We start from the raw sequence: 20,726 nt of genomic DNA, 5'->3' as shown, positions 1-20,726 counted from the left end.
TACTAATGAACCCATCAGCCACAAACTCCATCAAAATACTAACCCTTGCTATCTCCACCCTGATAATAGCATCTTGTCAGACACCTCGTCAGGATGATTTGGATATCATTAAAAAATTCCACCCCGAAGACAAATATTTCAAGTCTTCATTGATGAGTCTCCACTTTATCATCGAAACATCGCCCATCGACAATGTGGACAGCACATTTCAACAGATCATTGATGCATACCAGCTCCCCGCCTCTGCCAAAGGAGTTCCTGATGGCACTTACAGTGCCGCCTCTCCGGCAGATGCCTTTGACTACCAACACGTGATCACCATCACGGTAAAAGATGAAAAAATAGTCGGCGTGGACTACAATGAAACCAAGCCAACAGGGAAAGGCAAACAGGAAGATGCTGCCTATTGCCACGAGATGGAACCTGCCGGTACCACGCCGGCTATCGCCTATCCTATTATGGAAAAACAACTATTGGAAAAACAAGACATGATGCATATTGATGCAGTGTCGGGAGCAACCTATTCGCTTTACCGCATGCGGTATGCATTAACCATAGCATTAATTAAGGCAAGAATTGAGCATAACAAGAGATAGAGCCAGCCCCGCGGGGGCGACAGTCTGGGAACAATGGTTTTGCCCTAACAACTAAGAACCAAGAGCTAACAGCTAACAGCTATCACATCCCCTCATGCCATCTGCATTCCCTGCACTTTCCTCCATGCACCAGCCTCTCTGCCCAATCCAATCAGTCTTTCCTAAAAAAGTCCTGAGATTACGCCATCATCATCAATGTCAATATTCTCGGCAGCAGGAGTCCCCGGCAATCCCGGCATACGCATAATATTACCGGTAATGGGAACAATAAATCCTGCCCCTGCGGCAATCTCAATTTCACGCACGGTAACCACAAAATTTTCGGGTCTTCCGAGCAGTTTGGGATTATCGGAGAGCGACTTTTGGGTCTTGGCAATGCAGACAGCCTTGTTACCCAGCCCCAGTTCTTCAACCACCTTCAGGTCTTTTTTTGCCTGAGCCGTATAATCAATAGCTTTGGCTCCGTAAATCTCTTTGGCAATGGTTTCTATCTTCTTCTCTACGGACCAGTTCCAATCATACAGGGGAGTCATTTCGGAAGTGCAACTCTCGGCCGCCTCTGCCACCAGATGCGCCAACTCCTCCGCACCTTCTCCTCCTTTGGCCCACACATCGGCTACAGCCACTTTTACGCCCAGCTCCTTACATTTCTCTTTCACCACAGCAATTTCCTCATCGGTATCCGATACAAAACGATTGATGGCCACCACCGGACATACATTGAATTTCCGCATATTTTCCACATGCTTCTCCAAATTTTCCAATCCTTGTTTCACAGCATCCACATTGGGACTGTTCAGATCAGCCACAGGAACTTCTCCATGATATTTCAGGGCTCTGACGGTGGCCACCAACACGGCAGCCTGGGGCTTCAAGCCGGCAGACACACATTTGATGTCCAAAAACTTCTCTGCTCCAAGATCAAAGCCAAATCCGGCTTCGGTAACCACATAGTCGGAAAGAGATAGTCCCATTTTGGTCGCCAGCACCGAGTTTGTTCCCTGGGCTATATTGGCAAAGGGGCCGCCATGAATAATAGCCGGATTACCTTCCAATGTCTGAACCAGGTTGGGCTTAATGGCCTCCTTCAACAGGGCAGCCATAGCCCCCTGCGCATTCAGATCACGCGCAAAAACAGGTTTTTTATCAAAAGTATATCCAACAAAAATGTTTCCGATTCGCTCCTTCAGGTCGTGAAAATCCTCAGCCAAACAAAGAATGGCCATAATTTCGGAAGCTGCGGTGATGTTAAACCCGGTTTCACGTGGAATACCTGAGGTGGTACCACCCAGCCCCACTATTATATTCCTCAGAGAGCGGTCATTCATATCCATCACACGTTTCCAGTGAACGGTGCGGGGATCGATATTCAGGGAGCGACCATTGTTTTGGATATTGTTATCGATCAGGGCGGCCAACAAGTTATTGGCTTTTTCTATAGCTGCAAAGTCTCCGGTGAAATGCAGGTTGATGTCCTCCATGGGAATTACCTGGGAATAACCTCCGCCTGTGGCTCCGCCTTTAATGCCAAAGACAGGGCCCAAACTGGGTTCGCGGAGCACAACGGTAGTTTGTTTACCGATGCGGTTAAGCCCCTCACTCAATCCTATGGAAATGGTTGTTTTCCCCTCCCCGGCCGGGGTAGGAGATATGGCCGAAACCAAAACAAGTTTACTGTTTTCCCTTTTCCCGGAAGCAATAAGATCCAGTGGGAGTTTGGCCTTGTACCTCCCGTATAATTCAAGTTTATCAAAGGGGATTTTCAGTTTTTCCGCAATCTCTGCAATGGGTTTGATGCCTGCGTTACGTGCTATTTCTATGTCACTTGCCATAATCTGAAGTATTGAAATTTGAAAGAAACATGAAGATATATAGAATTCTTGAAGTGTCAAAACAAATCAGCTGCCCAAGGGCAAAGAGAAAATAAAATCACTCCCTTTGCCAGGTTCACTTTCCACCCAAATATCTCCTCCCTGTTCTTCCACAAATTCTTTACATAACAACAACCCTAGCCCGCTTCCTTTCTCTTCATCCGTTCCATTGCGGGATGAATTCCCAAGAGCCTCCCAAAGTTTCTGCGGCCCCTCTTTTTCAATCCCTACGCCACTATCAGATACGGTAATAATTGCTTTGTCCTCCCTTTTTTCGGCCATCACTCTTACCTGGCCTCCTTTGCCGGTAAACTTTATTGCATTGGAAAGAAGATTTCTAATTATCGTCTTAAGCATAAAGAAATCGGCTCTCACAGTAATTTGCTTCTGTTCTGAAAGAGAAACTTCCACCCCTTTCCTTCGACCCTGATTTTGCATTAACTGAACAACTTCAGCACAAACAGTATAAAGATCCAGGTTCTGAAAATCAGCGGTTAAATGTTCTGATTGTGCATTAGCCCATAACAACAAATCCTCAAATAAATTATAGGTCTGCTCAGCCGTCTGATGAATATGCCTGATGTACCGCTCAAGTTCCTCTTCACGATACTCCTTTAAATTCACCAGCAACAACTCGGAAAAACCCAAAATAGTATGGAAAGGATTTCTAAGATCATGGCCAATGATGGAGAAGAACTTATCCTTAGTGGCATTGGTCTGTTCCAGCTTGGAACGGTGTTCCATCAACTGCCTGGTCTGCAAGGTAATTTGCCGCTGTCGTTGTTTCAACTCTTTATTGACACGTGAAAGCTTTAGCTTTTGATCTTTCAGAATGGCATTTTTCTTTGCAATCTGAGAAGTACGCTCCTCTATTAATGCAGAAAGTTTCTGATTTTTACGGTGAATTTTTTGTACCCGCCAGTAAAAGAACCCGACGAATGCAATAATCACCACTATCCCCATCAAAATTACAAACCATAATTGTTGCCAAAATGGTGGCGGTATTACAATATTTAAGAGCGTTTGTTCTGCTTCCCATTTTCCGTCAATCAAACACTTCACTTTAAAAATGTATTCTCCGGGATAAAGGTTCGTGTAGGTAGCATTCCTGCTTTTGCCCACATAATGCCATTCCGTATCGAAATTTTCGAGCAGATAAGCATATTCCGTTTCAGCAGAAAAATTGTAACTTAAGGCAGCGTAATGCAGGGAAAAAACATTATATTTTATGGGAATTTGAATTTCTTCCAGGGCGGTGATGGATTTGCTCAACAACGAATCGCCCGCACCAATTTTAACAGAATGGCTGTTGACTCGTAAATCGACTATTTTTACGGGCGTTTCAGCATGATTGAAACGAATACTGTCTGGATGAAACCGGTTAAATCCGTTGATACCCCCAAAATACAAAAAACCTTGGCTGTCTTTAAAAGAGGCGCCTCTTTTAAATTCCACATCCTGAAGCCCGTGTGCTTTGGTAAAAAACCTGGAGGTTCCGGTTTGTGGATTAAATCTGGCAATGCCTTTGTTGCTACTGATCCAAAGATTATGGGCATTATCTTCCTGTATCCCAAGAATCATATCGTTGCCGAATCCATCAAATGCCCGGATTTTTTTAAATGTAAGCTTGTCTGCATCTAAAAAATGCAGTCCTTTATTGGTGCCAAACCAGAGGTCCCCTTTATAATCTTTGAAGGCACAAAAAATATTATTGTCACTTAACCCACAATCCTTTTCTGCATCCTTTGTAAACTGATAAAAGGTCTGATTTTCTCTATTGTACAGATTTAAGCCCGCTTGATCGGTCCCCACCCAAAGCCGGTTATATTTATCTTCAATAATGACCGTGATATCTTGTTGACTGATGGATAGTGAGTCTTCCATAACAAAATGCAAGAGCTCCCCGGATTCAAAATCGTATTGATACAGACCATCATAAAAAGTCCCAATCCAGAATTTTCCCAGATGGTCTTCATAGGTGACCCATATCCGGTCAGAATTCATCATGGAATCAACGGTGTTTGAGAACCTGCTGAATGACTGATTACGGGGATTATATAAATTCAGTCCGCCTCTCCATGTTCCGGCCCACAGGTTAAGCCGGGAATCCTGTAGCAGACTCACCACAAAGTCAGAACTAATGGATTCGGAATCCTTTTTATCCTGCCGAAACCACTTAAACGTCTTATTAACGGGATCAAACAGATTGAGCCCACCTCCATCGGTTCCCACCCAGATGTTGCCCAGATGGTCTTCTTCAAAACTCAAAACGTTATTGTGACTCAGGCTGCTTTCATTCCTTTTTTTCCTGTAATGTTCAAAAGTATTGTAACTTTCAAAAAACACATTCACACCCCCGGTATAAGTTCCTGCCCAAATATTTCCTTCAGAATCTTTGTAAAGGGAGTAGATGGAATTATTGTTAATGCCCTCTGTATCTATATCATCCTGATAGTATCTTACAAAGGTTTTTTCTGTCGGATCAAACAAACACAAACCTCCATTCTCAGTACCGATCCAAATATTCCCCCGATCATCTTCCGAGATAGCAGATACCACGTTGTGGCTGATGGATTGAGGATTGTCCGGGGAGTATTTGAAATTTACAAACCTTTCGTTTTCCGGATCATAACGACTCATGCCTCCGCCATCTGTGCCTATATAGATGTAACCATCCTCACTTTCATAAAAGGCCCGGACAAAATCAGACACCCCTGATGCTCTGGTCAGGGAATCACGATCATACGATTTAAGAATACCAGTCCTCTGATCGTATTTATTAACGCCTCTTACCGGCCAAAACCCCACCCAGATGTTACCATCACTATCGGCCATCAAAGCCCTTACATTGTCATTTTTAATGCTTTGATCATCCTTCGGGTCATGTTTAAAAATCGTAAAGCGGGTTCTGGACTTATTCAATCTGGCCAGTCCTCCACCGGTGCCAATCCATAAGTTCCCTTGCTGGTCTTCAACGATTGAATTAACCACTAAATCGGGAAGCCGGGTTTCACTATCCTTGATGTAGTTGAAGCTTGTGAATTCCTCTTTCTCCACATCAAGCCGTTCCAACCCTCCTCCTGATGTTCCTACCCAGATGTATCCCTCCCGGTCTTCGCAAAGACTACGCACAAAATTATTACTTATTGACAGAGTGTCTTTGGGATCATTCTGAAACAACCTGAAATTATAGCCATCAAAGCGATTCAGCCCATCACGGGTTCCAAACCACATGAACCCCCTGGAATCTTGCAGAATACTTAGAACATTATTTTGCACCAGCCCGTCTTTGGAGGTAATATGTTTGAATTTCAGATTGGGACTTTGAGCCCCGGACTGAAACAGACAGAAAGATAGAAGTATCAAAAATAAACTCCTAAGCATAAGTCTTCTCATTTTCTTCAACCCGCGGAGACAACGGGTTTAATGCAAATACCCTCTAAAACAAAAATGCAAAACTCCACCCATTTTTGTTAAAAAAAAATCCGTTCTGTAAAAAAAACACAACAAATCTTTTCAAGATACGGGATAGATTCAATAAAGTTGCCATTTTATCAGTATAAAATTTGTTTATCAGGGTCGGAAGAAATTCGTCCCGAATATTCGGAGCTCGTTTCATTTCGATTGGCTATAATTTAAAATAACGTTTTTGCAATTAGAGATTGCTTCGGGCGTTGCCCTCCAAATGACATTGTACTGGATGAACTATAGCCTTTCGATTAATTAATCACATAATTTACAAAACAAACAATAGCACCATTCTGTTTTCTGTATCAACACATTATAAACAACTGTTTATGACTACAAATCAAGACACCAACCACCTCATCCACTCCACATCCCCTTATTTGCTGCAACATGCGCACAATCCGGTGGACTGGCACCCGTGGAACGAGGAGACCTTGGACAAAGCAAGAGCACAAGATAAACTCATGCTGGTAAGCATTGGATATTCGGCATGCCACTGGTGCCATGTCATGGCGCATGAATGTTTCGAGGACGAAGAAACGGCCCGTCTTATGAACGAACATTTCATCTGCATCAAGGTGGATCGGGAGGAACGGCCTGATGTTGATAACTTTTTCATTACGGCCGTTCAGTTAATGGGAGCCCAGGGGGGCTGGCCGCTTAATGTGGTTACGCTGCCAGATGGACAACCCTTTTGGGGGGGCACCTATTTCCCCAAAGATCAGTGGAAAGAAATTTTAATCAAGATCAATAAATTATTTCACTCCGACCGTGAAAAACTGACGCACCATGCACACCAGCTAACCACGGGGATCCAACAGACATCCATGATCTCATCGGAGCAGTCTGAGGTTCCCGACCTGTCGGAAGTCATCAATGAAGCATTGGAGCGTTGGTCGGCACAATGGGATTTGCAACTTGGAGGATCACTGGGGAAACCCAAATTCCCCATGCCGGTGAACCTGGAGTTTTTGCTTCATCTTCATTTCCACCATCCACAAAAGATGTTTTCCGATTTCCTCAACACAACACTTCAGCAAATGGCCCGGGGAGGTATTTATGACCAGGCCGGCGGAGGTTTTGCACGGTACTCGGTAGATGAGTTCTGGAAAGTTCCCCACTTTGAAAAGATGCTTTATGACAATGCCCAACTCATCGAGCTTTACAGTCACGCCTATGCCCATTCTGGAATAAAAGAATACCGGGATGTGGTAAAAGAAACCATCGCTTTTGTGGAAAATAAACTAATGCACCCATCAGGAGCGTTCTTTTCTGCCCTGGACGCAGACAGTGAAGGCGAAGAGGGAAAATATTATGTTTGGACAGAGGAAGAGCTCTTAAACATCTTTGGGAGAGATTTCCCCCTCTTTGCTGATTATTTCAACGTAAATGAAAACGGTCATTGGGAAAACGGAAATTACATTCTGCTGCGAACCGGATCTGATGAAGAATTTGCTCATAAGCATAAGATGACTCTGGAAGAGGTGGAAAAGAGAGTATCTGTTTGGAAAAAAGACCTGGTCAATCGCCGGAAAAAACGGATACGACCGGGGCTTGACGATAAGACCATCACCTCTTGGAATGCCCTGATGACCAAAGGCCTTGTAGAAGCACACAAGGCGGTCAGTGACAGTCATTTTCGGAAACTGGCGCTCAAAAACGGTGAATTTATCTGTCACTCTCTGATTTCAAAAGACGGCAGCCTCTTCCGTACCTGGAAAGACGGTCGGGCATCTGTTACCGGATTTATGGAAGATTATGCATCGGTAATCTCCGCTTTTATCGGGCTGTATGAAATAACCGGTGATGAAAAATGGATTGAGCAATCGTCCAGGTTGGCTGATTATGCAGAAAAAGCCTTTTATGATAAAGCAACAGGACAATTTCATTATATGGAAAAAAACCAGACTGAATTACCGGCCAACCATTTTGATACGCAGGACAATGTAATCCCATCAGCAAACTCCATGATGGGGCATGCTCTTTTCAAACTGGCGGCATTGACCGGCGATCAGCATTATCGCGAAACCGCTGAGAAAATGTTGAATCAGATGCTGCTGCAATTCAAAAATTATCCATGGGGTTTTGCGCATTGGGGCAGTCTGATGCTGATGATTCACAAACCCTCTTTTGAAGTGGTGGTAGCTGGTTCCAAAACCGTGCAGGCACTACAGAGATTGCAAAAACAATACCGTCCAAACGTCATCTGGGCACCTTTAAAGCCGGAAAGCCCGGGAGAATTGAACATTACAAAAAACCGCAAATCAGATGAAGAAATCACTATCTACGTTTGCGCTCAGGGAGCCTGTCAGTTGCCGGTACACTCTGTGGAAGAGGCACAGCACCTCCTTACCTGACTAAAAAAACCTGATTTTTACTTTTCAGGTTTGTTTTTGCAGGTGTTCACGCCGAACAAGGCGTATGCCCCGCAGAACCGGAACAAGGAAGTAACTAATAATACAATCGCAACAATTAAAAATACGGTTCCCAGGATACCGGAAACCACCTCTGCCAGGTAAAGCCCTGCAAGAATAGCTGCAAGTACAATTCTAATCAGTCGGTCAATGTTTCCAACATTTGCTTTCATTGCTATAGTTTTAAGATGGTTTATTAATAAATGAACAAACTAACTGATTTTTAGTTTTAACCTTCCTTATACATAAAACAGATTTGGTGTAAACAGGCTGAAAGCCTGAAAGCAATAGCCCAGGGCAACGTCCTGGGCTTAGTGTTGGCCCCCCCGTCTCTATATTGGTCGCGTTGCGACCAATATAGAGACGACCAAGTCAATTAAGCAGATTAAAAACAAAAAACCCACCTGCTGTTATCGCAAGTGGGTTTTGTTCTATATTGTTGATAAGGTTGCTAACTAGTGCCCGTCCATAAACTAAGCGTTTTTCAAGTGTTTGAACTAGAAAGTTCAAATTCAAGGCGTGTGAAAAATCTAAACCGCAGAATACTAATGTATTTGAGGATTTAGATTTTGAGCAACAACGCGGAAGTTGGACTTTATAGACAAACACTAACTATTCTTGGCCAGTCTCTTCCGCTCATGTTCCTGAAGCAGGATTTTCCTAAGGCGAATACTTTTGGGGGTGACTTCCACATACTCATCTCCCTGAATATATTCAAGAGCCTCTTCAAGACTGAAAATAATCGGGGGAACCAGCCTGGCTTTCTCGTCTGAGCCTGAAGTCCGCATATTGGTCAGTTTTTTCTCTTTGGTAACATTCACCGTCATGTCTCCATCGCGACTGTTTTCTCCAATTACCTGTCCCAGGTAAACCTCCTCCATCGGATGAACAAAAAACTTACCCCTGTCCTGTAACTTATCCAGTGCATAAGCGATGGCTTTACCAGACTCCATGGCAATCAAAGATCCGTTCTGACGCTTGGTTATTTCGCCTTTCCAAGCCTGAAATTCCACAAAGCGATGGGCCATAATGGCTTCTCCTGCTGTGGCTGTCAACATATTGTTGCGCAATCCTATAATTCCGCGCGACGGGATATTAAATTCCAGCACCACACGTTCTCCTTTGCGCTCCATTGACAGCAACTCACCTTTACGCTGGGTGACCATTTCAATGGCACGTCCACTATACTCATCCGGCAGATCAATGGTGAGCTCTTCAACCGGTTCATGCTTCTCTCCGCCAACTTCCTTGATTATTACACGAGGCTGACCCACCTGTAACTCATATCCTTCGCGTCGCATGGTTTCTATCAACACCGACAAATGCAACACTCCACGTCCGTAAACATTCCATGCATCGGCTGAGTTGGTCTCCTCTACGCGAAGTGCAAGGTTTCGCTCCAACTCTTTATCCAAACGATCCTTGATGTGGCGGGAGGTCACATATTTACCGTCTTTCCCGAAAAATGGAGAATTGTTAATGGTAAACAACATACTCATGGTGGGCTCATCAATAGCGATGGGATCCAGGGGTTCCGGATTCTCCGGGTCACAGATGCTGTCTCCGATATCAAATTGTTCAAGTCCGATGATAGCACCCAGTTCTCCGTTGGGTAAAACATCAGTCTTTGCACGCCCGAGTCCGTCAAAAATATTCAGTTCCTTGATCCGGGTTTTACTCACTTTACCTTCGCGGCTGACCACAGCCACTTCCTGACCGGTTTTCAATGTTCCGCGGTGCATTCGACCAATGGCAATCCGGCCAACATAAGGTGAGTATTCCAGAGATGTGATGAGCATTTGCGGCGTTCCCTTACGCTCTTCCGGAACCGGGATGTATTCTATAATGGCATCCATCACGGCCGAAATATCTCCAGTCTGTTGTTTCCAGTCAGTGGACATCCACCCGTCACGCGCAGAGCCATAAACTGTAGGAAAATCCAATTGATCCTCGGTAGCATTAAGGCTGAACATCAGATCAAAGACCATCTCCTGAACCTCTTCGGGCCGGCAGTTGGGTTTGTCCACTTTGTTTATAACCACAATAGGCTTCAGTCCCAATGCGAGCGCTTTCTGCAACACAAAACGAGTCTGCGGCATAGGCCCCTCAAAGGCATCCACCAACAACAAAACTCCGTCAGCCATATTGAGCACGCGCTCCACCTCTCCTCCGAAATCGGAGTGACCAGGAGTATCTATAATATTAATTTTGTGATCGTTCCAAACCATTGAGGCATTTTTGGAAAGGATGGTAATGCCTCGTTCTTTTTCAAGATCATTGCTGTCCATGATAAGTTCACCGGGACGCTGATGCTCGCTGAAAAGCTTTCCGGCCTTCAGCATTTCATCCACCAGCGTGGTTTTGCCATGGTCAACGTGGGCAATGATCGCAACATTTCTGATTGACTGCATAATTTTTTCTTAAAAGAGCGTGCAAAAGTACTGTTTATTAATAACAATCAACGCTGTTACATGGTTTTAATCGTGTTAAATATGCTTAACGAGAGAAAGTAAATTTTTTTTGAAAAAAAACAACGCACCCATTCGCACAGCAGCCGCAACGCACCCCCACACGTTTTAAAAACATGAGACTCAGTCAACACAACAAAAAAAACAGCAGAAAAATAAAAAAAACATGGTACTTTGTATTGCATGGTACTAAATTTTATTCATATATTTGCATTACACTATTCAGGGTAATGGATAGTACCCTGAAATTACTTTCAATGTTTTGGTTAAACAGAAAAGGAAATGAAGACCTTAAGAATCAGGCATAAAAGAGAAATAGCACCGATTGTTTTCATCGGCCTCATTCTCTTTGTATCGCTTTCGGGAAAGCAGCATTGCGACCTTTTCCCGTGTGAAAGCATTGCCACACAAAATGAAGAGCTCTTCAGGCAGGATGTTGAACCATGTTCCGAACCCGATTCGGGCACCGATAAATCAAACATGAAGGCTACATCAGCTTTCATGATTGGCTTACCGTTTTAAAACCAAAGAGTATGAAAATAGAAAATGCTAAAGCCCAGATGCGGAAGGGAGTGCTGGAATATTGCATTCTTTCCGTCCTTTCGCGGGGCGATGCCTATGCGTCTGACATCATCCATGATATGAAAGAGGCGCGTATCATTGTAGTTGAGGGAACCCTTTATCCGTTGCTCACGCGACTGAAAAATGCAGGGTTACTCTCCTACAGGTGGGAAGAATCCACTCAGGGTCCTCCCCGGAAGTATTACGAACTAACCGATCGTGGCAGGGAATTCCTGCAGGAACTTGACAAATCATGGCACGAATTGGTAGATTCTGTTCAGTTTATCCACTCCAAAAATCCGCAATCATGAAGAAAGTAATGACCATCAATATAGCAGGTCGCTCCTTTTACATCGACGAAGACGCCTACGCACGACTGGAACAATACCTGAAAAGACTGGAGCACTGGTCGGAAGACAAGGAGGAAGGTCGTGAAATTCTCAGCGACATAGAGGGGCGCATCCGGGAACTTCTGGAAGAAAAAATCAATCCATCCACAGGGGTGATTACCCTGGAGATTGTCAGTGAAATTATTGCGACAATGGGCGAACCGGAAGAGTTTACCGAGGATGGCAATACTGAAAAAGAAACCGGTTCTTCGACAGATTATACAACGACAGCCAAAGGCCCGCGTCGCCGGCGATTGTACAGGGACATGGAAGATAAAGTCTTTGGCGGGGTTTGTTCCGGAATTGCCGCCTATTTCAACATCGACAGAGTGGTAGTAAGAGTCCTGTTTGCCCTGCTGGCTTTTCTGAGTTTTGGTACCGCACTGCCGGTGTACATTATTTTATGGATTGCCATCCCCCCTGCCCTGACCTCCTCCCAACGACTGGAAATGAGGGGAGATGATGTAACCATCTCCAACATTGAAAAAAACATCAAAAATGAATACAATGATGTAAAAGAAAGATTTCAGAAATCATCAGCATTCAAAAAAGGAGAAGATTACCTGAGTCGGTTTCAGAAACGCGATCGCAACGTATTCATCATCGCGGCCGTAATTGTGGGTGTCATTCTACTTTCCAACCTCATCAGTATCCCTTTTCACATGGGGTTCGGGCCCGCACTTCACATGAACATGCCTTTGGCCGGGCTGGGCTTTCCGGGAATCTTTCCTCTTATTCTGATTTTACTGATTCTGGGACTGGCATTTCGCTCTGCTATGAAAGGTTTTTTAATCCTTATTGGCGTAATCATTGCAGCAGCGATTCTCTTCCGGGTATTGGGATTTGTGGTTTGGCCGCACGTGATGCACAGCTTTTTATAGCTGAAGAGTTTTGAGTTTTGAGTTTGGGTAACTCCTGATTTCCTATTTGTATAATCCCTAATTATCCCAACTCCGAATCTCGGATTATAAGAAAATATTAAACAAGACGAATTATGAAGAAAACCGTACATATCAACCTGGCAGGTCATGCATTCAGCATAGATGAAGATGCGTACGAAAGACTGGATGCCTATCTGCAAGCCGTTGAGGCCAAACTTGGCAATCACGAAGAGGCGCAGGAGACACTTGAAGACATCAATCTTCGCATCGCAGAACTTTTTCGTGGCGTTCATTCAGATGCCTCTTCTGCCATCACGATAAATGATGTGGAAGAGATAATTAAGACGCTGGGGGATCCCGGAGATTATGAAACTCCTGACGATCCGGAAGAAACCACTCAGGAACGCACTACTTTTGAGCCACCTTATAAAAAACAACTCTTCCGGGATCCAGACAACCGGGTATTGGGGGGCGTTTGCAGTGGACTGGGTAATTATTTTGGTCTTGATCCCATTCTCTTCCGCTTACTTTTTGTTCTGGCAACCATATTGTACGGAACATCGTTTCTGGCCTACCTGGTATTGTGGATTGCCATACCAAAGGCAGTTACCGTACAACAACGGATCATGATGACAGGCGGAAACCGCAGTAGCGAATCATGGCGCAGACGACAAACAAACCGACCTGTGACAACCAGTTCCGGCAACGGCGTTCTCCGGGCAATTGCGGTTGTTTTTGGCATTTTCCTGATTCTGGCTTCCTTTGTTTCCCTTACCGGCCTCATCATCACCTTCACCATGACCGATGTATTGTTTGGTCTTTTCCCGGGAGATGAAATCTGGATTGGACAGCTAGACGCTCTGTTTCTGATGCCGGATCAGCGATTCACTGCATTTCTGGGGTTGGCATTAACTGCCGGAATACCACTGCTGGTGTTGTTCTACCTGGGTATGTACCTGATTTTCCAATTTAAAAAAGGAGGTCCTGCATTCCTTGTAACAGCACTGATTCTCTGGCTGGCAGGCATTGGTCTGGTTGTTTACACAGCACTCAATGTTGCTTCGGAGTTTTCCAACCGCGAGAGCCTTGAGGAAACGACTCTCCTTGACCTATATCCTTCCGACACCATATACATTGATGCAAACAAGTCATCCCTGCCCCTGGGCAAAGGAGATTTCCTGTTCAGCCACAAAGGGCTGTCGGTTCGCAAGGTTGACAACCAGCTCAACCTCATCGGAACCCCCGATATTAATGTAACAAAAAATGCAGATGCTTTTGAAATAAGCATTCGAAAACAAGCACGGGGAAAGACCGGTGAAACAGCCCTGGAAAACGCATCCGCAATTGAGTTTTTTTACCTTCAGGATGACTCTGTATTGATGCTGGACCGCTACTTTAGCATCCAAAAACCAGCCCTCATCCGAAATCAAAAAGTAATTGTGGATATAAATCTCCCTGAAGGTAAAGAACTGAAAGTGGCAGATGACCTGAAATACATCGTGAATGTGTCCAATGAAGAGAAAAGTTTTTAACCTGCCTTATACACAAAACAATATAGCAAGCAGTACGGAAACAGGCTGAAAACCTGAAAGCAATAGCCCAGGACAACGCCATGGGGTTGCAGTTTTCCACCCAGCCCCACGGTTTATTTGTCGCGACGCGCCCAATAAACCGTGGGGGGAGAGGTATTACAATTTTCCTGGGACGTTGCCCCAGGCTATTGCTTAAAGACCTTCGGCCTTAAAAAAACACAGCCTAAATCTTGTCAAAGTGGAATTATGCATTTCCCTAATAGGAAAAGCCCCGCTTTTTGGAGGACTGGATTATTCATAAATTATCTATTACGAAGTTCGAAGAAGTCAATAAACCAGGGTAAATAAAAAATAAAACTCATGAAAGCAAAAACACTGTTTACCATTTTGATAGTTTTGGTCTCCGGGATGACCCTGGCAGGTCAAAACAGTCCGTCAGACAAGCTATATGCTCAACTCGACGGTGCTGAGGGCATTACCATCCTCTCCTTTTCCCAAAATGCCATAGAGTTGGCCAATATTTTTGTAGATGAGGATGAAAACCGGGAAGTCAGCGGTGAATTGAGAAAAGTAAAAATGATGATTTGTAAAGGACCGGATGATAAAATCAGTCGCGACGTAGTGCGCACTTTTGAAAAGCATCCCTTTTCCGAAATTGAAGACGAAGATCACGACAATGACGGTCGCATCTTTGTCATCAGAAACGGGCGCAAAGTAAAGGAATGTCATCTGCTCAGCAAAGAGGATGAAACGCTGATTGTCTTCTCTTTTTACGGCGACTTCAAAATTGAAGACATTAACGATCTGACAAATAAAGCTTCAGAGATGAAATAATCAAACAATATTTTACTAACTTGGTTCTGAATAACGGGTAACGCCCAAACTGTTCAGGACCATGTTAAGTAAAATAACGTTTTTCTTTTTCGCATTGTTTTGGATAATCTCCAATCAACCTTCTTCGGGTCAGATAAAGGAATTAAACGATGCCGACATCACCCATTTCCTGCGCACTCTTCCACGCATGATACCACAGTTGAGGGAAGCAGATGTAACCGTCAACGAGGCTTATTACATCTGGCCGCGCAATGCATCGCTGGATGCAAGAGGCGAAGTTCTGCTGAAAGATTACGGCTACGATGCTTTACGTCTGGAAGCACTCAAGACTTTCTGCAAGACATGGTTTTGCCTTCATTATGACTCACTGATTACTCAGCGCCAACAAATTCTCATGTCCAATGAAGAGCATCTCACCGAAAATCCATACATCTCTGACGATCAAAAACGCATCAACATTCGGATTCTCAATAAGGAATTGGGCCAGAACAAAAAGAAATTGCAGGAAAGTGTGGGGGAATCAAATTTACAGATAGTAAAAACCTATTGTTCCGAAATCCGTGATATGTGGCTAAAAGTTAGCCAGGAAGAGTAAAATTAATACCGTAGTTCTATAATGCTTTCCAACTTTGGCCAAAGGAAATTTGTCTTTTTCTAAGAATATTACCTTGAGGTTGAGATGTAGAAAACAGAACTTTCTGAACCGACACAGCTCCAATTACCATTTTTCCCGACTTTATATACGGGCACTACTTAGAGTCTGTCTATAAACTAAGCGTTTTTCACGTGTTTGAGATAAAAAGTTCAAATTCAAGGCGTGTAAAAAATCTAAACCGCAGAATACTAATGCATTTGAGGATTTAGATTTTGAGCAACAACGCAGAAGTTGGACTTTATAGACAAACACTACTTAAACTCCATCCCTATGAGTGAAATGTCATCAAAAACGGCACCCGACTCAATGTATCTGCTAACCAGCGCTTTTGCCTCCTCCATATTGGTCTCCATATCGTGACCATTGCTGATTATCTTTTCAATTTTGGTTAAGCCCGAATGAACTTCATTGTCCCTCTCCAATTCAATCAAACCATCCGTAAACGCCATCATCTTTGCATTTTTAGGGATGATTACCTTTCCCAGTTCCACTGAGGGATTTACATCCAGCATTCCCAGCCCGATACATCCTTTGTCAAGAGACGAAAGATGAGATTTCCGGGAATCGAAAAGCAAAGGCGGCAAATGACCTGCATTTACATAAGTGAGGCGCCTGCTACGAAGGTTATATTTCCCGATAAACATGGTGATAAATTTCTCATTATTGGCGCTGTTATTCACTCTGACATTCAGCTGATGCACAAGCTTCTTCAGATTAATTCCGGAAGTAAAAAGGGTCCGTATAACAGCCTGAAAGTTGGACATCAGCAAAGCTGCAGCAATCCCTTTTCCTGAAACATCGGCCACACAAAACCCGACAGATGATTTTGAAAGCGGAATAATGTCGTAATAATCACCCCCTACTCCCCAATGCGGATGATAAAAAGAGTGAAGCGACAATTTCCGGTGTTTGGGCAACTCATCTTCCCCCGGAATTAATTGCGTCTGGATACGGGATGCCACCTCCATCTCTTTTTTCAAAGCTTCCTGTTCCAGGATGGTCTCCTGCATCCGTTTGTTCTCAATAAAAACGATGATCAGATTGGAGATAATCTGAATCAGTTTCAGATGCTTAATGGTGGGACTGATGCCCTGATGTTCCTCTTCCACATCACCAATAAGCACATAACCAATGGCCCTGTATCGGTGAAAAAGCGGAATAACAGCATCAAAACCCTGCAAAGGTTCAGGGGGGGCCAGCGTGATGTTTTCTATGGACTTAAACTGAAGAAGATCATGTTCCACATCAATCTTTTCTACTTCAGCGGCAGAAACTCCGGAGATCAGCAGGTTTTTCCACTCACCATCAGAATTGGTAAACACCAGAATCTTCCCTACCTCCAACTCCTCACGCAACAATATCTCGAACTCGCCCAGCAAATCCTCAACCGTATGATCCTGATTGATAGTCTGGGCAATGTCGAGTAATATGTTGAGCCTGTCTTTATAAAGGCGAAGTCTTTTCTTTTTTACCTGCGTAATCATGAATAAATATATATAACAACAAGCCTAAATGTACAAAATAAAATTTTTATATGCGAACATTTGTTCGCAGGATCTCACCTACCCTCACTCGCAAAAAAAAGAACCCGTCAGATCTCTTTTTCATAAAAGAAATCTGACGGGTTCATGTATTTTCAGTAAAGTGTTATTCTTTAACCCGTTCCACGTAGGACTGATCGCGGGTATCTACCTTAATATTGTCACCTGTATTTACAAACAGCGGCACCATAATGGTGGCTCCCGTATCCACAGTGGCAGGCTTCAGTGAATTGGTGGAAGAAGTATCTCCACGTACACCGGGTTCTGTATAGGTAACCTCATAATTGATAAACTGTGGAAGGTTCATCATCAGAGGCGTTTCAGTATCCGCATGGTAAACAATTTCAACCTCCAAACCCTCTTTCAGCAAATGGGAACTGTCCACCAAATCTTCAGCAAGATTAATTTGCTCAAAAGTTTCACTGTTCATGAAGTGATATCCCAAATCGTCCTTGTAAAGGAACTGGTGAGGACGTCTTTCCACCCGGGCTTCGGTCACTTTAACCCCCGATGAAAAAGTATTGTCAATCACCTTTCCGGTGGATACATTTTTAAGCTTTGTACGCACAAAGGCGGGCCCTTTTCCGGGCTTCACGTGCTGAAACTGAATAATGAAAAACAACTGTCCGTTGAATTCTATGCACATTCCGTTTCTAAAATCTGCGGTTGTTGCCATTTTATCTGTTCTTAAATGTGGTGTGTATTTTTTTGCGCTGCAAAAATAGTGTAAATCAATTGAAACGACACAATATTTTAGAGTTTATGTGTTCGGGGGGGGCTGAGTTCGGGGTTCTGAGTTCTGAGTTCGGGGTCAACTCTGAACTCCAAACTCTGAACCCTTCAATCAAGATGAAAACTGGAAAAAGGATTTTGCAACCCCCTGAATTGCTCAAGATTACAGGTAAAAGCACCCACGCGGAGTTCAAACCTGATGCGCACCGGCACCCGGTTTTTATCCCGGGATATCCAGACCTGCATATCATCTTCATTTTTAAAGGCACGTCCCACCTCCGTAACAGGTACAAATTTGTAACACTCCAGTTTGCCCAAAGGGGTTTCGATGGTTTCGATGCCCTGATAACGAATTCGCAAAGGAAACAGCTCATCCGAAAACCAGGTCATTATTTCAATCATCTCACCTTTGCGCAGATTATCATTAAATTTGTGCTTTCGGGCAAAATAAAATGCCGATAAGATGTCCTGGATATTTTCGGGCACCCAGTGTTTCCCGGACTTCTGACTCAGCACCAACGCTGAATCGACATGATAATGCTCATATTCCACCTCATTGTAATACCGATAGCTTCCTTCACGAATACTGCGAACAGATTTAACCGGTAGATCCGTCTGCGGATGGATAAAACTCTCATAACGGTCGCGCACCTTATAAATGGCATCCGCCAGGCCAACAGTTTTCCCGCTTGCAATCACATGATGCACACGCTCACCTTTCAGCACAGTGTCTTTTACCGTAAGATTGGCTTCCCCTCCTTTAATAAATCCGTATTTCAAAGAATACATCAACTCTTCTCCCCCCTGATAAACGGAAGGCTGACCTGAATTATCAGTTCCATCTGCCGATGCGCTATCGTTCGTGGCATTTACCCCATTCAAAGTCAGCCACATCAGCACAGATATAAATATAAAACGTTTCATAACAATTACGGTTTTGGGCCATAAAGCAGCCACTTACAAGCCTTTTTATGGATTTGTTTCCCTAATTGTTACAATTTTGGGGCCGTTTTATTAACAAGAGCCTCCAATCGTGAGCTAAACCGCTGATTATACATTAATTACAAATAAGGTTTTCTAACTATCACGAAAAAAACGACCAACAGCATCGAAAAACAATTAATTGATCTCATCTCCCACCATTTTTAAGCCATAAACTCTAACCTGAATTATTCATAAATTACCTATTGCAATGTTCAATTACCTGCTAAAAACAGGCATCCTCAATAAAAATAATTTGCAAATAGCTTACTATTTCCTTCATCAATTTTCTTTGCGGGTGTCAATATTTACTGGCAACTGAACATTTCATAAATATACCCGGCTAAAGACACTGCTCTGTATTTTTTATCCAGGCCGAAAACCATTAACATCTTGTTAACGTGAAATAACATTACATTAACCCATCTTTATTAAGATTCAATCTAAACTTGTATAAAATCAAAATGAATTTTTAACCTAATAAACAATAGCGCTATGAAACGTAAATTAGCATTATCATTTCTATTTGTATTCACACTGGCACTTTCTGCCCCTGTTATGTCTGAAGCAATGATTCAGGAACCCGAAAAGAAAGAGTGTGAGCAAAAGAAAGAATGTTGTAAGAAAGAAAAAGCAGAATGTGACAAGAAAGCCGAGAAGGCAGAATGTGACAAGGAAAAGAAGTAATCTTCAATTTGTTGTGAATAATCAAAAGCCCGGGAGAATTTTCTTCCGGGCTTTTTTTATTGCTCATTACCGGCTTTGGGGATTATTAAAACCCCCGGATGCCAAAAGATTGAAGAATTCACAGGTAAGCCTGTGAAAGGGAATGGCGAACTAATTCCAGATGAAACAAACATGAATTTTAGAGTGCTAAATTCTCCGTTCTTTTAAGTGTGATTTTCGGATTATTCACCCTCATTTTTGGCGGTGATGTCGCGTTGGCTTCTGACGAGCCTCTTTAAGCATTTCATCATATTTTAATGCTTGTTCTTCGGTAAGCTCAGCCTTGATTTTCTTCTCATAAGTCTCTTTTATTTCCTGCAATTTCTTCATTTTTTCCTCTCTTGCAGTCTCCTTCTCCTTTAAATCCTTCAGTGCCTCACTGCGCTGCTCCAAAAATGATTGAATCTTCACCGATTGCTCTTCCGTCAGATTCAGCTTTTCTTTCAATTTTTCCAGCCTCTGATCATTCTCTTCAGGTAAAGACCTCTGTCCCCGACCCTGTTGAGCAAATCCTGTCAAACAAATGGTCATGGTCAAAACAACCAACATCAACTTTTTCATAGTAACAGTTTTTAAGTTTAAAAATTAAAATGGTCTTCCAGGATACATTTTGTTTTCACGCTTCCGCGAAGCATCCTGCATTGCTCCGCCGATAAAATCTCTAAAGCTCCAGGTAAAAGACAGCATGGCGTAGCGCTCTATCACCAGTGAGCGACTTTGTTCTTCATTTGTTTCTGTCAGACTCCAGGAGTGACGTTGTTTCTCATTGAGCACATCATACACACCAAACTTAATTTCACCCGATCGATTCATAAATATTTTTTTACCTATCGAACCATTCAGCAGTTTATAATTGGGATCCAATGACTCAGTACCAAAGGTGATTCAAAGTACTGTTAAACACCCAGTCAATACTAAATACCCAGTTTAATGTATCAATATTGCTCAAAGATAAAGTGGCCATAAACGCAGTGAAATTTTTTTCATCCAACAGGCATTTTTCCTCTATAATCAACGATTTTTTGAGTATAATCGCCTTGCATCAACTCATTATTCCCTATAAAAGCATAGACGCAG

18 protein-coding genes are annotated in these 20,726 nt (G+C 43.3%); 9 read left to right on the top strand and 9 right to left on the bottom strand.

The features are described 5' to 3' along the window. The first annotated feature begins 5 nt into the window (after positions 1–5). Positions 6–596 (top strand): FMN-binding protein, encoded by a 591-nt coding sequence (locus tag W7W_RS22970; RefSeq protein WP_010664794.1) that lies wholly within the window; start codon positions 6–8, stop codon positions 594–596. Between the two features lie 161 nt (positions 597–757). On the opposite strand, the gene W7W_RS0116530 is transcribed toward W7W_RS22970, so the two are convergent. Beyond that, a complete protein-coding gene (locus tag W7W_RS0116530; RefSeq protein ID WP_010664793.1) occupies positions 758–2,428 on the bottom strand; it encodes a formate--tetrahydrofolate ligase in 1,671 nt (556 codons plus the stop codon). Between the two features lie 66 nt (positions 2,429–2,494). After that, positions 2,495–5,851: a sensor histidine kinase gene (locus tag W7W_RS0116525; protein WP_010664792.1), complete on the bottom strand. Its 3,357-nt coding sequence runs from the start codon at positions 5,849–5,851 to the stop codon at positions 2,495–2,497. A 413-nt stretch (positions 5,852–6,264) separates the two neighbouring features. Between W7W_RS0116525 and W7W_RS0116515 the strand changes: the two genes are divergently transcribed. Then, positions 6,265–8,292: a thioredoxin domain-containing protein gene (locus tag W7W_RS0116515; RefSeq protein WP_010664791.1), complete on the top strand. Its 2,028-nt coding sequence runs from the start codon at positions 6,265–6,267 to the stop codon at positions 8,290–8,292. A gap of 17 nt (positions 8,293–8,309) precedes the next feature. Here the strand turns inward: W7W_RS0116515 and W7W_RS0116510 are convergent, their stop codons facing one another. Both W7W_RS0116510 and typA read right to left on the bottom strand, forming a co-directional pair. Then, positions 8,310–8,522: a YgaP family membrane protein gene (locus W7W_RS0116510; RefSeq protein ID WP_010664790.1), complete on the bottom strand. Its 213-nt coding sequence runs from the start codon at positions 8,520–8,522 to the stop codon at positions 8,310–8,312. 435 nt (positions 8,523–8,957) lie between these two features. After that, positions 8,958–10,760, bottom strand: a complete 1,803-nt coding sequence (gene typA, locus W7W_RS0116505) for a translational GTPase TypA (RefSeq protein ID WP_010664789.1) — start codon at positions 10,758–10,760, stop codon at positions 8,958–8,960. 339 nt (positions 10,761–11,099) lie between these two features. On the opposite strand from typA, the gene W7W_RS0116495 reads away from it, so the two are divergent. The 6 genes from W7W_RS0116495 (at position 11,100) to W7W_RS0116470 (ending at position 15,609) form a co-directional block, all read left to right on the top strand. Next, complete coding sequence (locus tag W7W_RS0116495) at positions 11,100–11,339, top strand: hypothetical protein (RefSeq protein WP_010664788.1); 240 nt, start codon at positions 11,100–11,102, stop codon at positions 11,337–11,339. 11 nt (positions 11,340–11,350) lie between these two features. Then, on the top strand, positions 11,351–11,689 hold the full coding sequence (locus tag W7W_RS0116490; RefSeq protein WP_010664787.1) for a PadR family transcriptional regulator: 339 nt from the start codon (positions 11,351–11,353) through the stop codon (positions 11,687–11,689). Continuing rightward, positions 11,686–12,648, top strand: a complete 963-nt coding sequence (locus tag W7W_RS0116485) for a PspC domain-containing protein (protein ID WP_010664786.1) — start codon at positions 11,686–11,688, stop codon at positions 12,646–12,648. The genes W7W_RS0116490 and W7W_RS0116485 overlap by 4 nt, the downstream gene beginning before the upstream one ends. A 113-nt stretch (positions 12,649–12,761) precedes the next feature. Beyond that, positions 12,762–14,180: a PspC domain-containing protein gene (locus W7W_RS0116480; RefSeq protein WP_010664785.1), complete on the top strand. Its 1,419-nt coding sequence runs from the start codon at positions 12,762–12,764 to the stop codon at positions 14,178–14,180. Between the two features lie 360 nt (positions 14,181–14,540). Then, positions 14,541–15,014 (top strand): DUF4252 domain-containing protein, encoded by a 474-nt coding sequence (locus W7W_RS0116475; RefSeq protein WP_010664784.1) that lies wholly within the window; start codon positions 14,541–14,543, stop codon positions 15,012–15,014. 61 nt (positions 15,015–15,075) lie between these two features. Then, on the top strand, positions 15,076–15,609 hold the full coding sequence (locus tag W7W_RS0116470) for a hypothetical protein (RefSeq protein WP_010664783.1): 534 nt from the start codon (positions 15,076–15,078) through the stop codon (positions 15,607–15,609). Between the two features lie 311 nt (positions 15,610–15,920). On the opposite strand, the gene W7W_RS0116465 is transcribed toward W7W_RS0116470, so the two are convergent. From W7W_RS0116465 to W7W_RS0116455, 3 genes are all read right to left on the bottom strand, one after another. Beyond that, entirely contained in the window at positions 15,921–17,153 is a 1,233-nt protein-coding gene (locus tag W7W_RS0116465) for a PP2C family protein-serine/threonine phosphatase (protein WP_010664782.1), read from the bottom strand. A gap of 163 nt (positions 17,154–17,316) precedes the next feature. Next, positions 17,317–17,886: an elongation factor P gene (efp, locus tag W7W_RS0116460; protein ID WP_010664781.1), complete on the bottom strand. Its 570-nt coding sequence runs from the start codon at positions 17,884–17,886 to the stop codon at positions 17,317–17,319. Positions 17,887–18,050: 164 nt separating this feature from the next. Next, a complete protein-coding gene (locus W7W_RS0116455; protein ID WP_010664780.1) occupies positions 18,051–18,866 on the bottom strand; it encodes a DUF3108 domain-containing protein in 816 nt (271 codons plus the stop codon). 552 nt (positions 18,867–19,418) lie between these two features. Here W7W_RS0116455 and W7W_RS0116450 point away from each other — a divergent pair. Next, a complete protein-coding gene (locus tag W7W_RS0116450; protein ID WP_010664779.1) occupies positions 19,419–19,610 on the top strand; it encodes a hypothetical protein in 192 nt (63 codons plus the stop codon). A 231-nt stretch (positions 19,611–19,841) separates the two neighbouring features. Here W7W_RS0116450 and W7W_RS0116445 read toward each other — a convergent pair whose 3' ends face one another. After that, entirely contained in the window at positions 19,842–20,210 is a 369-nt protein-coding gene (locus W7W_RS0116445; RefSeq protein ID WP_010664778.1) for a hypothetical protein, read from the bottom strand. A 24-nt stretch (positions 20,211–20,234) separates the two neighbouring features. Further along, entirely contained in the window at positions 20,235–20,462 is a 228-nt protein-coding gene (locus tag W7W_RS0116440; protein ID WP_010664777.1) for a hypothetical protein, read from the bottom strand. Positions 20,463–20,726: the final 264 nt, after the last annotated feature.

The sequence above is a fragment of the Marinilabilia salmonicolor JCM 21150 genome, assembly GCF_000259075.1.
Classification (GTDB): Bacteria; Bacteroidota; Bacteroidia; order Bacteroidales; family Marinilabiliaceae; genus Marinilabilia; species Marinilabilia salmonicolor.
Note: the sequence above shows the minus strand (reverse complement) of the source record. Positions and strands in the feature narration are given on the sequence as shown.

What these genes read in the sequence shown, in the direction of transcription:
- W7W_RS0116515 (WP_010664791.1), top strand. Translation starts at nt 6,265, where the DNA reads ATGACTACAAATCAAGACACCAACCACCTCATCCACTCCACATCCCCT.
- W7W_RS0116495 (WP_010664788.1), top strand. Translation starts at nt 11,100, where the DNA reads ATGAAGACCTTAAGAATCAGGCATAAAAGAGAAATAGCACCGATTGTT.
- W7W_RS0116455 (WP_010664780.1), bottom strand. Translation starts at nt 18,866, where the DNA reads ATGAAACGTTTTATATTTATATCTGTGCTGATGTGGCTGACTTTGAAT.
- W7W_RS0116440 (WP_010664777.1), bottom strand. Translation starts at nt 20,462, where the DNA reads ATGAATCGATCGGGTGAAATTAAGTTTGGTGTGTATGATGTGCTCAAT.
- W7W_RS0116470 (WP_010664783.1), top strand. Translation starts at nt 15,076, where the DNA reads ATGTTAAGTAAAATAACGTTTTTCTTTTTCGCATTGTTTTGGATAATC.
- W7W_RS0116530 (WP_010664793.1), bottom strand. Translation starts at nt 2,428, where the DNA reads ATGGCAAGTGACATAGAAATAGCACGTAACGCAGGCATCAAACCCATT.
- W7W_RS0116445 (WP_010664778.1), bottom strand. Translation starts at nt 20,210, where the DNA reads ATGAAAAAGTTGATGTTGGTTGTTTTGACCATGACCATTTGTTTGACA.
- W7W_RS0116450 (WP_010664779.1), top strand. Translation starts at nt 19,419, where the DNA reads ATGAAACGTAAATTAGCATTATCATTTCTATTTGTATTCACACTGGCA.
- W7W_RS0116480 (WP_010664785.1), top strand. Translation starts at nt 12,762, where the DNA reads ATGAAGAAAACCGTACATATCAACCTGGCAGGTCATGCATTCAGCATA.
- W7W_RS0116510 (WP_010664790.1), bottom strand. Translation starts at nt 8,522, where the DNA reads ATGAAAGCAAATGTTGGAAACATTGACCGACTGATTAGAATTGTACTT.
- W7W_RS0116465 (WP_010664782.1), bottom strand. Translation starts at nt 17,153, where the DNA reads ATGATTACGCAGGTAAAAAAGAAAAGACTTCGCCTTTATAAAGACAGG.
- W7W_RS0116525 (WP_010664792.1), bottom strand. Translation starts at nt 5,851, where the DNA reads ATGCTTAGGAGTTTATTTTTGATACTTCTATCTTTCTGTCTGTTTCAG.
- W7W_RS0116485 (WP_010664786.1), top strand. Translation starts at nt 11,686, where the DNA reads ATGAAGAAAGTAATGACCATCAATATAGCAGGTCGCTCCTTTTACATC.
- W7W_RS22970 (WP_010664794.1), top strand. Translation starts at nt 6, where the DNA reads ATGAACCCATCAGCCACAAACTCCATCAAAATACTAACCCTTGCTATC.
- typA (WP_010664789.1), bottom strand. Translation starts at nt 10,760, where the DNA reads ATGCAGTCAATCAGAAATGTTGCGATCATTGCCCACGTTGACCATGGC.
- efp (WP_010664781.1), bottom strand. Translation starts at nt 17,886, where the DNA reads ATGGCAACAACCGCAGATTTTAGAAACGGAATGTGCATAGAATTCAAC.
- W7W_RS0116475 (WP_010664784.1), top strand. Translation starts at nt 14,541, where the DNA reads ATGAAAGCAAAAACACTGTTTACCATTTTGATAGTTTTGGTCTCCGGG.
- W7W_RS0116490 (WP_010664787.1), top strand. Translation starts at nt 11,351, where the DNA reads ATGAAAATAGAAAATGCTAAAGCCCAGATGCGGAAGGGAGTGCTGGAA.